Raw genomic sequence first — 13,325 nt, forward strand, 5'->3', positions numbered from 1 at the left:
CCCTGCCGGCGTCCGTTGAGCCCCCGGCAGGGCCCGCGGCTACCCTGACCGCATGACTGATCACCCCACCCGGCGTCTCGTCCTGGCCTCCCAGTCCCCCGCCCGGCTCGGCCTCCTGCGGCAAGCGGGACTCGCGCCCGAGGTGATCGTCAGCGGTGTGGACGAGGACGCGGTGAGCGCGCCGACCCCCGCGGAGCTCGCGAAGGCGCTCGCGGTGGCGAAGGCGTCAGTGGTGGCGGCACGGCCGGACACCAAGGGCGCCCTGGTCGTGGGCTGCGACTCGGTCCTGGAGCTGGACGGCCAGGCGCTGGGCAAGCCCGCGGACGCGGAGGAGGCGACGGCCCGCTGGAAGGACATGCGGGGCCGCGCGGGCGTCCTGCAGACCGGACACTGCGTATACGACACGCTGTCCGGCAAGCACGTGGCGGCGACGGCGTCGACGGTGGTGCGCTTCGGCGAGCCGTCCGACGCGGAGATCGCGGCGTACGTGGCGAGCGGCGAACCCCTGCACGTGGCGGGCGCGTTCACCCTGGACGGCCGTTCGGCACCGTTCATCGACGGCATCGACGGCGATCACGGCAACGTCATCGGCCTGTCCCTGCCGATGCTGCGCCGCCTCCTCGCGGAACTGGGCGTCGGCATCACGGAGTTGTGGGCGAAGTAGAGAGCACGGTCCCGCCGCCGCCCTCGGCCTCCTGCTTGTCGTACGCCATCAGCGTCAGCACGATGAGCCCGAGCACCACCATCATGAAGAGGAACGCGACCCAGCCCACCAGGCCGACGGCGAACGCGCCGAGCAGGCCGTGCACGACGGCGGCGCTGATCAGCAGGATCTTCGCGAACCTGCCGGGCGCCCGGTCGCGGACGGCGGTGCGGGCGAGCGCGAGGCCGCACAGCGCGAGGTAGAGCCCGAAGAGGCCGCCCGCGACCCACGCGCCGACGCTCATCGCACGCGGGTCGAGCCCGCCCATCGACATGTCCTGCTTGTCGACGACGAGGCCGAGGAACCAGTTGAGAAGCGCGATCCCGACCGCCTCCGCCCAGAGCACGACCGCGCCCACCCACGCCACCGGCCTGCGCGCCACGGCGTCCACCCACTCTCCACTGACGGCTGTTACCCCTAGTACGTACTAGACACGGGCACGCTACTAACGGGTAAACCGCGGGACAAGGGTCGTACCGAGGGCAAAGAATCATTGGGCCATTCGTAGGGACTCCACAAAGAATGGCCGCGTGCCGCAGCGCGGCCTCACAGAGACCTTGACCACACCGGAGGGCTACGCTGCCGGGAAGGGACCCTGCGTACCACGGTGCGACAAGGGATTTCGGGGAACGAGTCGACCTCGAATCACGCTCCGTGTGGGCAAGCTCACCATTGGGGACGGGTCGTGAGGTCGTGTCGGCAGTCCCTAAACTCGGCTTGTTTCAAGGAGGGAGCCATCGTGCGCAAGGTGCTCATCGCCAACCGTGGCGAAATCGCTGTCCGGGTCGCCCGGGCGTGCCGGGATGCCGGGATCGCGAGCGTTGCCGTTTACGCGGACCCCGACCGGGACGCACTGCATGTGCGGGCCGCAGACGAGGCGTTCGCCCTTGGCGGTGACACTCCGGCCACCAGTTATCTGGACATGGCGAAGGTCCTCGCCGCGGCCAAGGACTCCGGGGCGGACGCGGTCCATCCGGGCTACGGATTCCTTTCCGAGAACGCGGAGTTCGCCCAGGCCGTCCTGGACGCCGGACTGATCTGGATCGGCCCGCCGCCGCAGGCGATCCGGGACCTGGGCGACAAGGTCGCCGCCCGGCACATCGCGCAGCGCGCGGGCGCGCCGCTGGTCGCGGGCACGCCGGACCCGGTCTCGGGCGCCGACGAGGTGGTGGCGTTCGCCGAGGAGAACGGCCTGCCCATCGCGATCAAGGCGGCGTTCGGCGGTGGCGGCCGCGGTCTGAAGGTGGCCCGCACCCTCGAAGAGGTGCCGGAGCTGTACGACTCCGCCGTGCGTGAGGCCGTCGCGGCCTTCGGGCGCGGCGAGTGCTTCGTGGAGCGCTACCTGGACAAGCCGCGGCACGTGGAGACCCAGTGCCTGGCCGACAGCCACGGCAACGTGGTCGTCGTGTCCACCCGTGACTGCTCGCTGCAGCGCCGCCACCAGAAGCTCGTCGAGGAGGCCCCGGCGCCGTTCCTCTCCGAGGCGCAGAACGCGGAGCTGTACCGCGCGTCCAAGGCGATCCTGCGCGAGGCGGGCTACGTCGGCGCGGGCACCGTGGAGTTCCTCGTCGGCGTGGACGGCACGATCTCCTTCCTGGAGGTCAACACCCGCCTCCAGGTGGAGCACCCGGTCACCGAGGAGGTCGCCGGGATCGACCTGGTCCGGGAGATGTTCCGGATCGCCGACGGCGAGGAACTGGGCTACGGCGACCCGCAGTTGCGCGGTCACTCCATCGAGTTCCGCATCAACGGCGAGGACCCGGGCCGGGGCTTCCTGCCCGCGCCCGGCACCGTCACCAAGTTCGAGGGCCCGTCCGGTCCCGGTGTCCGCCTCGACGCGGGTGTCGAGTCCGGCTCGGTCATCGGCCCGGCCTGGGACTCGCTGCTCGCCAAGCTGATCGTCACGGGCCGCACACGCAAGGAGGCCCTGGAGCGGGCCGCGCGCGCCCTTGCCGAGTTCGACGTCGAGGGCATGGCCACCGCCATCCCGTTCCACCGCAAGGTGGTCGCCGACCCGGCGTTCGCGCCCGAACTGACCGGCTCCGACGAGCCGTTCACGGTCTTCACCCGGTGGATCGAGACCGAGTTCGTCAACGACATCCCGCCGTTCGCCCCCGTCGGCGGCGACGCCGAGGAGGAGGACGGCGACCGCGAGACGATCGTCGTCGAGGTCGGCGGCAAGCGGCTCGAGGTCTCCCTGCCGGCCGGTATGGGCATGTCCCTCGCGCGTACGGGGCTTTCGGCGGGCGCCAAGCCGAAGCGGCGTGCGGCGAAGAAGTCCGGGCCCGCGGCGTCCGGGGACACCCTCGCCTCGCCCATGCAGGGCACGATCGTCAAGGTCGCCGTCGAGGAGGGCCAGGAGGTCAACGAGGGCGATCTCATCGTCGTCCTCGAGGCCATGAAGATGGAGCAGCCCCTGAACGCCCACCGTTCCGGCACGGTCAAGGGCCTCCTCGCGGAGGTGGGGGCGTCCTTGACGTCCGGCGCCGTCATCTGCGAGATCAAGGACTGAGACATTCCCCAATCCCGCCCCTTCCCGAAACCATGGGGCTGCCGCCCCCTGGACCCCCGCTCATCGCCGCTTCGCGGCTCGTCCTCAAACGCCGGACGGGCTAAAACCCAGCCGCACCGGCGAGGATTCAGCCTCTCCGACGATTGAGGAGCGGGGTCTGGGGCGGAGCCCCAGTTTCGGGAAAGGGCGGGACCGGGGCGCCCCGCGAGGAGACGACCACATGCGTGCTGACGCCCGCCGCAACTACCAGCGGCTTCTGTGCGAGGCGCGAGCCGCCTTCGCGGAGCACGGCACGGACACCTCCCTGGAGGACGTCGCCCGCCGCGCAGGCGTGGGCATCGGCACGCTGTACCGCCACTTCCCCACCCGTCACGCGCTGCTGAGCGCCGTCTTCGAGGACGCGGTGAGCGACCTGCTCACCCGCTCCCACGCCCTCCTGGACGCCCCACAGCCGTGCACGGCCCTGGTGGAGTGGCTACGGGCGATCATCACGCACGCGGGCGAGTACCGGGGCCTCGCGAGAGCCCTCATGTCGGCGTCGCGGGACGACAGTTCCGCCCTTGCCAGGTGCAGCCGCCCGATGCGGGAGGCAGGCACCCGGCTCCTGGCACGCGCGCAGGAGGCGGGCGCCGTACGCCGGGGCGTGTCGATCGAGGACCTGATGCAGCTCACGAACGCGATCGCGCTCGCGGCCGAGGAGTCCCCTGACGACCCCGAACTGGCGGACCGCCTCCTGACGTTGACACTGCGCGGCCTGAAGGCGGACTCTTCGACAGCCGCGTACCGGGACTAACGGCGGCGCAGATCCGCCACCCGTGCCGCCCGCTCCCCGGCCGGCTGCTCGCCGAGTACGGACGCGCTGCGGAGCTGGGGCCCGGTGCCGGGCCCCGCGCCATGGCCCCCGTGTCCCCGCCGCTGGCCGGGCAGCGGCACGTCCCGCCGTGCCTGCCGGCCCGCTGGGACGGAGTCGACTCCGGGGGTCTGGCCGGGGCCCGCCGACGCTCCGGCGACCGCGATCTGCACGCCCTGGTCCGCCAGTGCCTGCAGTTCGGTCGCCGCGCGGTCGTCGTGCGCGGGCGGCTCGTCCGTGACCAGACGCGTGATGACGTCCGTCGGCACCGTCTGGAACATCGTGTCGGTGCCGAGTTTGGTGTGGTCGGCGAGGACCACCACCTCCGCGGCGGCCTGTACGAGCGCGCGGTCCACGCTCGCCGACAGCATGTTGGAGGTGGAAAGGCCGCGTTCGGCGGTCAGGCCGCTGCCCGACAGGAACGCCCGCGACACCCTCAGCCCCTGTAGGGACTGCTCGGCGCCGCTGCCCACGAGTGCGTAGTTGGAGCCGCGCAGGGTGCCGCCGGTCATGACGACCTCCACCCGGTTGGCGTGTGCCAGGGCCTGTGCCACCAGCAGGGAGTTGGTGACGACGGTCAGGCCGGGCACCCGCGCGAGCCGGCGGGCCAGCTCCTGCGTGGTCGTACCCGCCCCGACGACGATGGCTTCGCCCTCTTCGACGAGACCCGCCGCGAGATCGGCGATGGCCGTCTTCTCGGCGGACGCGAGATGTGATTTCTGCGGAAAGCCGGACTCCCGCGTGAATCCGCCCGGCAATACCGCACCGCCATGCCGGCGGTCGAGGAGTCCTTCTGCCTCCAGCGCGCGCACGTCCCGCCGTACGGTCACTTCGGAGGTCTGGACGACGCGGGCGAGCTCACGGAGCGACACCGCTCCGTTGGCCCGCACCATTTCGAGGATCAATTGGCGACGTTCTGCAGCGAACACGAAACTGACAGTAACCCCAACGACCGTCTGCTTTCAGCAGTTTGCGCCGAATTACAGAAGTTGTTCGCACGGCAGGGGTGAAAGTGGTATAGGGGTTACTCTCCCCGACTATGCCGCGCGAATGGGCGGCAACAGGCTGTGACCTGCGCCGGGTGAGCGACCGCCTGGATCAGGCCTCGCCGTTGACCTTTCGGGTGTGCAGCTGGCGCGCCACTTCGGCGATCGAGCCGGAAAGCGAGGGGTACACGGTGAAGGCGTTGGCGATCTGCTCCACCGTCAGATTGTTGTCGACCGCGATCGAGATGGGGTGGATCAGTTCCGAGGCGCGCGGCGCGACGACGACACCGCCGACCACGATGCCCGTACCGGGACGGCAGAAGATCTTGACGAAGCCGTCGCGGATGCCCTGCATCTTCGCGCGCGGGTTGCGCAGCAGCGGGAGCTTGACGACGCGGGCGTCGATCTTGCCGGCGTCGACGTCGGCCTGGCTGTAGCCGACGGTCGCGATCTCGGGGTCGGTGAAGACGTTCGACGAGACCGTCTTCAGGTTCAGCGGGGTCACCGCGTCGCCCAGGAAGTGGTACATCGCGATGCGGCCCTGCATGGCGGCGACCGACGCGAGGGCGAAGATGCCGGTGACGTCACCGGCCGCGTACACACCGGGGGCGGAGGTCCTGGACACCCGGTCGGTCCAGATGTGCCCGGACTCCTTGACCTTGACCCCGGCCTCCTCCAGGCCCATCCCGTCGCTGTTGGGGATGGCACCGACGGCCATCAGGCAGTGCGAGCCGGAGATGACGCGGCCGTCGGCGAGGGTGACCTCGACGCGGTCGCCGACGCGCTTGGCGGAGGCGGCGCGGGTGCGGCCCATCACGTTCATGCCGCGACGCCGGAAGACGTCCTCCAGGACGGCGGCGGCGTCCGGGTCCTCACCGGGCAGCACGCGGTCGCGGGACGACACGAGCGTGACCCGTGAGCCGAGCGCCTGGTAGGCACCGGCGAACTCGGCGCCGGTCACGCCGGACCCGACCACGATGAGCTCCTCGGGCAGCTCGTCGAGGTCGTACACCTGCGTCCAGTTGAAGATGCGCTCGCCGTCGGGCTGGGCGTCGGGCAGCTCGCGCGGGTGGCCGCCGGTCGCGATCAGGACGGCGTCGGCGACGAGGGTCTCCTCGGTGCCGTCGGCGGCGCGGACGACGACCTTGCGGGAGCCGTCCATGGCCTGCTGGCCCTCCAGGCGGCCGCGGCCGCGCATCACGCGGGCGCCGGCCCGCGTCACGGACGCCGTGATGTCGTGCGACTGCGCGAGCGCGAGCCGCTTCACACGCCGGTTGACCTTGCCCAGGTCGACGCCGACGACGCGGGCCGCCTGGTCGATGTGCGGGGTGTCGTCCTCGACGATGATGCCCAGCTCCTCGTACGAGGAGTCGAAGGTCGTCATCACCTCGGCCGTCGCGATCAGGGTCTTCGACGGCACGCAGTCGGTCAGCACCGACGCTCCGCCCAGACCGTCGCAGTCGACGACGGTCACCTCCGCGCCGAGCTGGGCTGCCACCAGGGCCGCCTCGTATCCGCCGGGTCCGCCACCAATGATCACGATCCGAGTCACGTACTCCATTGTCCCGTACGGCAGGGCGGCCCGTACCCCCGGGGCCCTCCGTGGCGGCGGCCGTGCCGGTGACCACGGGAGTGACGACTGCGGCGAGAGGGGTACACCCGGCTGCCGTACCCTCGACTCCATGTCGCTCTACGCCGCGTACGCCGGCACTCTCGACGCGCGGCTGATGACGCGCCGCGCACCACACTCGCCGCTGCGCGCGACCGGCTGGCTCAACGACTGGCGGCTGACGTTCGGGGGCGAGCACATGGGCTGGGAGGGTGCGCTCGCGACGATCGTCGAGGCGCCTCGGTCGCAGGTGTTCGTCGCGCTGTACGACATCGCTCCGATGGACGAGGACTCCATGGACCGGTGGGAAGGTGTCGGACTCGACATTTACCGGCGTATGCGGGTTCGTGTGCACACCCTCGAGGGCGAGGAGGCGGCCTGGGTGTATGTCCTCAATGGTTACGAGGGTGGGTTGCCGTCCGCTCGCTACCTCGGGGAGATCGCGGATGCCGCCGAATCGGCGGGGGCGCCCCACGACTACGTCATGGGGCTCCGCAAGCGCCCCTGCTGACGCCCACCCCATGGGGGCTGCGCCCCCTCTCCCCCTGCCTTTTCGGCGCTCCGCGCCTCGCCCTCAAACGCCGGGCGGGCTTTTTCCCCACCCACCCGCCCTTCTTGGGCTGCCGCCCAGCCCAGTCGCCTTCTAGCCCGTCCGGCGATTGAGGACGAGGCGCGGAGCGCCGATCAGCGGGGTCCAGGGGCGGCAGCCCCTGGTTTCGGGAAAGGGGCGGGACTGGGGCGTCCCGCGAGGGCACACGCGGCCGTTTGTCGGAAACGACAAGGCAACGATCTGGATCCCGTGGGCATCGTCATCTACGCGCGTAGGGCGTAACCGGCTACCCTCGTCGGCGTGAACGCTTCAGTTATTCCGGACGACATCCAGGGCGACCCGTACGCCGCCGCCGACGCCGCCGCCGCGCGCCTGCGCGAGCTGACGGGCGCCGAGACCCACGACGTCGCCCTCGTGATGGGCTCCGGCTGGGCGCCGGCCGTCGAGGCGCTCGGCGCCCCCGAGGCCGAGTTCCCGGTCACCGAGCTGCCCGGCTTCCCGCCGCCGGCCGTCGCGGGCCACGGCGGGCGGATCCGCTCCTTCAAGGTCGGTGCCAAGCGCGCCCTGGTCTTCCTGGGCCGCACGCACTACTACGAGGGCCGTGGCGTGGCCGCCGTCGCGCACGGCGTGCGGACCGCCGTCGCCGCGGGCTGCAAGACGATCGTGCTGACCAACGGCTGCGGCGGCCTGCGCGAGGGCATGCGCCCCGGCCAGCCCGTGCTGATCAGCGACCACCTGAACCTGACCGCGACGTCGCCGATCGTCGGCGCGAACTTCGTGGACCTCACGGACCTGTACTCGCCGCGCCTGCGCGCGCTGTGCAAGGAGATCGACCCCTCCCTCGAAGAGGGCGTGTACGCGCAGTTCCCCGGCCCGCACTACGAGACCCCGGCCGAGATCCGCATGGCCCGCACCATCGGCGCGGACCTCGTCGGCATGTCGACCGTCCTCGAGGCCATCGCGGCCCGCGAGGCGGGCGCCGAGGTGCTCGGCATCTCCCTGGTGACGAACCTCGCCGCGGGCATGACGGGCGAGCCCCTCAACCACGAGGAGGTCCTCCAGGCGGGCCGCGACTCCGCCACGCGGATGGGTGAGCTCCTGGGCCAGGTGCTCGGCCGCATCTGACGGTCGGGTAAGCCGCCAGTAGCCGGAACAGCGAGAACCTCACGGAGAGGCTGACCACACGTGCAGGACCACGGAGAACTCATCACGCGGGCGCAGGCCTGGCTCGACGAGGACCCGGACCAGGAGACCCGCGAGGAGCTGGCGAAGCTGCTCGCCGCGGCGCCCGGCGACCCGGCGGCCGCCGACGACCTGGCGGCCCGCTTCGCGGGCACCCTCCAGTTCGGCACCGCGGGCCTCCGCGGCGAGCTGGGCGCGGGCCCCATGCGGATGAACCGCTCCGTGGTCATCCGCGCGGCGGCCGGCCTGGCCGCGTACCTGAAGGCCAAGGGCCACACGAACGGCCTCGTCGTGATCGGCTACGACGCGCGCCACAAGTCGGCGGACTTCGCGCGGGACACGGCCGCCGTGATGACCGGCGCGGGCCTGCGCGCCGCCGTCCTGCCGCGCCCCCTGCCCACCCCCGTCCTCGCCTTCGCCATACGGCATCTGGGCGCGGTCGCGGGCGTGGAGGTCACCGCGAGCCACAACCCGCCGCGCGACAACGGCTACAAGGTCTACCTGGGCGACGGCTCGCAGATCGTGCCCCCGGCCGACGGCGAGATCGCCGCCGAGATCGACGCGGTGCGCAGCCTGCACGACGTACCGCGGCCCGACGGCGGCCGGCAGACCCTCGGCGAGGACGTCCTGGAGGCCTATCTGGCGCGTACGGACGCCGTCCTGGCATCCGGCTCCCCCCGGACCGCCCGCACCGTCTACACGGCGATGCACGGCGTCGGCAAGGACACGCTCCTCGCGGCGTTCGCGCGGGCCGGCTTCCCCGAGCCCGTGCTCGTCGCGGAACAGGCGGAGCCCGACCCGGACTTCCCCACGGTCGCGTTCCCGAACCCGGAGGAGCCGGGCGCGATGGACCTGTCCTTCGCGACGGCCCGCGAGGCGCGCCCCGACCTGGTGATCGCCAACGACCCGGACGCGGACCGCTGCGCGGTGGCCGTCCCGGCGGGCGACGGCGGCTGGCGGATGCTGCGCGGCGACGAGGTGGGCGCGCTGCTCGCCGCACACCTGGTCCGCCGGGGCGCGACGGGCACCTTCGCCGAGTCGATCGTGTCGTCGTCGCTGCTCGGCCGGATCGCCGAGGCGGCGGGCCTGCCGTACGAGGAGACGCTGACCGGCTTCAAGTGGATCGCCCGCGTCGAGGGCCTGCGGTACGGCTACGAGGAGGCGCTCGGCTACTGCGTCGACCCCGAGGGCGTACGCGACAAGGACGGGATCACGGCGGCGCTGCTGATCACGGAGCTGGCCTCGGAGCTCAAGGAGGCAGGCCTGACGCTGCTCGACCTCCTGGACGACCTGGCCGTCGAGCACGGGCTGCACGCCACGGACCAGCTCTCGGTGCGCGTGGAGGACCTGTCGCTGATCGCGGCCGCGATGCGGCGGCTGCGCGAGCGGCAGCCGGAGCGCCTCGCGGGCCTCGCGGTGACGCGCGCCGAGGACCTCACCAAGGGCACGGAGACGCTGCCGCCCACGGACGGGCTGCGGTACACGCTCGACGGCGCCCGCGTCATCGTCCGCCCCAGCGGCACCGAGCCGAAGCTCAAGTGCTACCTGGAGGTCGTGGTGCCGGTCGGTGACCGGTCCGGGCTGCCCCAGGCCCACGAGCGGGCGGCGGAGCTGCTCGCGGCCCTGAAGCGGGACCTCGCGGCGGCAGCGGGCATCTGACCCGCGGCCGTCCGCGCCACGGACGGGCGGAGCCACCCGTACGAGTGGCTCCGCGATTCCCGCCCCTCCGACCCACCCGATCGGGTGGTTCCCGTACGACAACTGACGCAGCTCCCCGGTGCGCTGCCGGTCCCTCAGGAAGGTTCGACCGGTAGCGCACCCTCACGTACCGGGAGCCGCAGTGCCGTACGGACCCCTCTCCGCCCCTTCCGCAGCCACGCCCGCCGCGCCGTCCCGCGTCCCCGCCTCGCGCCGCTCCCGCTCGGCGGCGCGGCCCTCGGCCACGCGGCGGCGACTGCTCTCCGCGCTGCGGCACGCGGCGCCCGCCCTCCTCGCGTACGCGGCCGTGCGCGCCCTGGGCGTCCTCGTGCTCGCCGTCTGGGCGCACCGCGAGCACCGCGGGCTGTGGCATCTGCTGGCCGAATCCTGGGACTGCGACTGGTACTTGAAGATCGCCGCGAACGGGTACGCGGACACGCTCGGGGATGCCTTCGACACCAACAACCTGGCGTTCTTCCCGCTGTTCCCGCTGCTGATCCGGGCGGGCGACGCGCTGCTTCCGGCGCCGCGCGGCGGGGTGGGCCTGGCGATCGCGGTGGGGTGTTCGTTCCTCGCGGCGTGGGGGATCTTCAAGATCGGCGACCGGCTGCACGGGCGGCGCGCGGGCGTGCTCCTCGTGGTGCTGTGGGCGTGTCTGCCGGTGTCGCTCGTGCAGTGGATGGGCTACACGGAGTCGCTGTTCACGGCCCTCGCGGCCTGGTCGCTGTACGCGGTGCTCACCGGCCGCTGGCTGTGGGCGGGGGCGCTGGCCGCGCTCGCGGGCCTGACGCGCCCGACCGGGGTGGCGGTCGCGGCCGCCGTGTCGATCACCGCGCTGCTCGCCCTGCGCCGCGGCTTCGAGCCCCGCGTCCTGGCGGGCGCGGTGCTCGCGCCGCTCGGCTGGCTCGCGTACGTCGGCTGGGTGGGCGCCCGACTCGGCCGCTGGGACGGCTACTTCGCCGTGCAGAGGCTGTGGCACAACGAGTGGGACGGCGGCATCGGCACCCTGCGCTGGATGAAGCAGCTGTTCCTGGTGGAGCGCCCGCAACTGTTCCTGGTGATTGTAACGATCGTTCTATTTAGCGCGCTGGTGTTGTTCGCGATGTCGCTGGCCGGGGGCGGGCAGCCGCTGCCGCTCCTGGTGTACGCGGGCCTGCTGGCCGCGATCGTGCTGGGCTCCAGCGGCGTCTACTTCCCACGCGCCCGCTTCCTGCTCCCCGCCTTCCCCCTCCTGCTTCCCCTCGCCCTCGCCCTCGCACGGGTACGTACGCGAGTGACGGTCGCGGTGCTGTCAGGCGCGGCACTGACATCCGCGGCGTTCGGCGGCCACATGCTCCTGGTCTGGCTCGGCCCACCGTGACCTGCGCGAACACCGCTCCCGCTCGGAGCCAATGGGAGCTGATTCACGGGGAGTTGGGGCGCCGCACGCCCCCCGGCTTCCGCACTCGAACCTCTGTACGTCACTATGGAAGCGCTGCCTGTCGCTCCCCTCGCCCCCCTTGGGGAGCGCGACGGCACCTTGGCGCTCCGCCGACCCCCCTCGCGCGGGCGCCGCACGGGCCGGGCACGGCCGACGCTGCGTGTGCGGTTCGGGCGACGCTCCTGGCGCCGCGTCAGACCCGCATCAGGTAGCTGAATCCCGTGTCCGGTCCTACGCACGACTGGAGCGTCAGGTCGCCCCAGTAGAGCCCGGCTGCGGGCGCGCCGCGGCCCGGCGTGACGTGGTTCGCGTACACCTTGTACGTCCAAGTCCCGCGCGCCGTCTCCAGGCTGACGGTGGATCCGACCCGCAGCAGCGCGAACCGGTCGAAGCCGCGGCAGTAGTCGTGCCCGACGATGACGACCGTCCGCATCCGGTACCCGTTCTCCTTGCCGATGTCCGGCCCCGCCCACTGCACGGCGTGCTCGCAGGCGTCGACGTCGCCCTGCCCGCCGCGGGCGACAGCGGACGACCAGTCGCCGATGCGCAACACGGGGCGTCCCGGGGCGGGTTCCGGGCCGGAGTCCTTGGATGCTTTGGGTCGGTCCTCGATCGGGGGGCGCGTCGGGGCCTGCGGCCTGGGGGTGCCTGCCGGGGCCGGGCGGGACAGGTCGGGGCCCTTGACGCGGCTGTCGGGGGACGGGGCGGGAGTGAGGCGTCCAGGGGTACGTGGCCGGGGCGGGGGCGCGTCGCGCGGACGGCTGGGCGACGCGGTGGAGGCGGGCCGGTCAGGGATCGCCGAACCATCCACCTCCGGCGCCGAAGTGAACGTATCCACAGGAGAGTTGGCGGCGGCCTCCCCGGCTCTCGTACGACTGCCGCCCCCTCCATCAGGCGCACACGCGGCCAGCGCCAGGAACACGGCCACGGCGGCGACAGCCGCCGAACTGGAATGCCACACCCCCCTCACCCGAACCGCCCGTTCACGTAGTCCGAAGTGCGGGGGTCCTCCGGGGCGTTGAACATCATGTCGGTGGGGCCGTGTTCGACGATGACGCCCGGGGTGCCGTGGGAGGCGAGGAAGAAGGCGCAGGTGTCGGAGACGCGGGCGGCCTGCTGCATGTTGTGGGTGACGATGACGATGGTGACCTCGTCCTTGAGTTCGTCGATGGTCTCCTCGATGCGGCGGGTGGAGGTGGGGTCGAGGGCGGAGCAGGGTTCGTCCATGAGGAGGACGCGGGGGCGGACGGCCAACGAGCGGGCGATGCACAGGCGTTGCTGCTGGCCGCCGGAGAGCGCGCCGCCGGGCTGACGCAGCCGGTCCTTCACTTCCTTCCACAGCCCGGCCTTGGTGAGGCACTCCTCGACGAGGTCGTCCTTGCCGGCGCGGGTGGCCTTGATGGCGTTGAGTTTCAGGCCCGCGAGGACGTTGTCGTACAGGGACATGGCGGGGAAGGGGTTGGGCTTCTGGAAGACCATGCCGATGCTGCGGCGGGCGTGGGTGATGCGGCGGCCGCGGTCGTAGATGTCCTCGCCGTCGAGCAGTACGCGCCCGGCGAGCGCGGCGGAGCCGATCAGCTCGTGCATGCGGTTGAGGATGCGCAGGAAGGTCGACTTGCCGCAGCCGGAGGGCCCGATGAGGGCGGTGACCTGACGGGCGGGCATGGTGAGGGAGACCCGGTCGAGGACCTTGTGGGCGGCGAACCAGGCGGAGACGTCCTCGGCTTCGAGGGTGGCGGGGGCGGGAGTGCGCAGGACGCGGGGGCGGGCGGCAGGGGTGGTGTAGGCGGACGTGGCCATGGGGCTCAACTCCAT

General features: G+C 72.1%; 12 protein-coding genes. 7 read left to right on the forward strand and 5 right to left on the reverse strand.

Annotated elements, in window-relative coordinates:
• The first annotated feature begins 52 nt into the window (after nt 1–52).
• A complete protein-coding gene (locus IEY91_RS02560) occupies nt 53–664 on the forward strand; it encodes a nucleoside triphosphate pyrophosphatase (protein ID WP_189172626.1) in 612 nt (203 codons plus the stop codon).
• Here IEY91_RS02560 and IEY91_RS02565 read toward each other — a convergent pair.
• On the reverse strand, nt 642–1,094 hold the full coding sequence (locus IEY91_RS02565; protein ID WP_164321320.1) for a hypothetical protein: 453 nt from the start codon (nt 1,092–1,094) through the stop codon (nt 642–644). The genes IEY91_RS02560 and IEY91_RS02565 overlap by 23 nt on opposite strands.
• Before the next feature lie 348 nt (nt 1,095–1,442).
• Between IEY91_RS02565 and IEY91_RS02570 the strand changes: the two genes are divergently transcribed.
• Nucleotides 1,443–3,215 carry an acetyl/propionyl/methylcrotonyl-CoA carboxylase subunit alpha gene (locus IEY91_RS02570; protein WP_189172627.1) on the forward strand — a complete coding sequence of 591 codons (1,773 nt, stop codon included), beginning with the start codon at nt 1,443–1,445 and terminating at the stop codon, nt 3,213–3,215.
• 220 nt (nt 3,216–3,435) lie between these two features.
• A complete protein-coding gene (locus IEY91_RS02575; protein WP_164321323.1) occupies nt 3,436–4,008 on the forward strand; it encodes a TetR/AcrR family transcriptional regulator in 573 nt (190 codons plus the stop codon).
• On the opposite strand, the gene IEY91_RS02580 is transcribed toward IEY91_RS02575, so the two are convergent.
• Both IEY91_RS02580 and IEY91_RS02585 read right to left on the reverse strand, forming a co-directional pair.
• Nucleotides 4,005–4,994, reverse strand: coding sequence for a DeoR/GlpR family DNA-binding transcription regulator (locus tag IEY91_RS02580; RefSeq protein WP_164321325.1), 990 nt, complete (start codon nt 4,992–4,994; stop codon nt 4,005–4,007). The genes IEY91_RS02575 and IEY91_RS02580 overlap by 4 nt on opposite strands.
• 169 nt (nt 4,995–5,163) lie before the next feature.
• Nucleotides 5,164–6,612: an NAD(P)H-quinone dehydrogenase gene (locus tag IEY91_RS02585; RefSeq protein ID WP_164321327.1), complete on the reverse strand. Its 1,449-nt coding sequence runs from the start codon at nt 6,610–6,612 to the stop codon at nt 5,164–5,166.
• Between the two features lie 121 nt (nt 6,613–6,733).
• Here IEY91_RS02585 and IEY91_RS02590 point away from each other — a divergent pair, with 121 nt between their 5' ends.
• From IEY91_RS02590 to IEY91_RS02605, 4 genes are all read left to right on the forward strand, one after another.
• The gene (locus IEY91_RS02590; protein WP_189172628.1) at nt 6,734–7,171 is read left to right on the forward strand and encodes a gamma-glutamylcyclotransferase family protein; all 438 of its coding nucleotides are present in this window, start codon (nt 6,734–6,736) and stop codon (nt 7,169–7,171) included.
• Nucleotides 7,172–7,510: 339 nt separating this feature from the next.
• Nucleotides 7,511–8,335 (forward strand): purine-nucleoside phosphorylase, encoded by an 825-nt coding sequence (locus IEY91_RS02595; RefSeq protein ID WP_164321331.1) that lies wholly within the window; start codon nt 7,511–7,513, stop codon nt 8,333–8,335.
• 60 nt (nt 8,336–8,395) lie between these two features.
• Nucleotides 8,396–10,051, forward strand: coding sequence for a phospho-sugar mutase (locus IEY91_RS02600; RefSeq protein WP_189172629.1), 1,656 nt, complete (start codon nt 8,396–8,398; stop codon nt 10,049–10,051).
• A 181-nt stretch (nt 10,052–10,232) separates the two neighbouring features.
• The gene (locus IEY91_RS02605) at nt 10,233–11,450 is read left to right on the forward strand and encodes a glycosyltransferase family 39 protein (RefSeq protein ID WP_229696637.1); all 1,218 of its coding nucleotides are present in this window, start codon (nt 10,233–10,235) and stop codon (nt 11,448–11,450) included.
• Nucleotides 11,451–11,703: 253 nt separating this feature from the next.
• Here the strand turns inward: IEY91_RS02605 and IEY91_RS02610 are convergent, their stop codons facing one another.
• Together IEY91_RS02610 and IEY91_RS02615 are read right to left on the reverse strand one after the other, a co-directional pair.
• Nucleotides 11,704–12,063, reverse strand: coding sequence for a sortase family protein (locus tag IEY91_RS02610; protein ID WP_164321337.1), 360 nt, complete (start codon nt 12,061–12,063; stop codon nt 11,704–11,706).
• Nucleotides 12,064–12,476: 413 nt separating this feature from the next.
• Nucleotides 12,477–13,310, reverse strand: coding sequence for a phosphate ABC transporter ATP-binding protein (locus IEY91_RS02615; RefSeq protein ID WP_189172630.1), 834 nt, complete (start codon nt 13,308–13,310; stop codon nt 12,477–12,479).
• Between the last annotated feature and the right edge of the window lie 15 nt (nt 13,311–13,325).

This window comes from Streptomyces lasiicapitis, assembly GCF_014646335.1.
GTDB classification, from domain to species: Bacteria; Actinomycetota; Actinomycetes; order Streptomycetales; family Streptomycetaceae; genus Streptomyces; species Streptomyces lasiicapitis.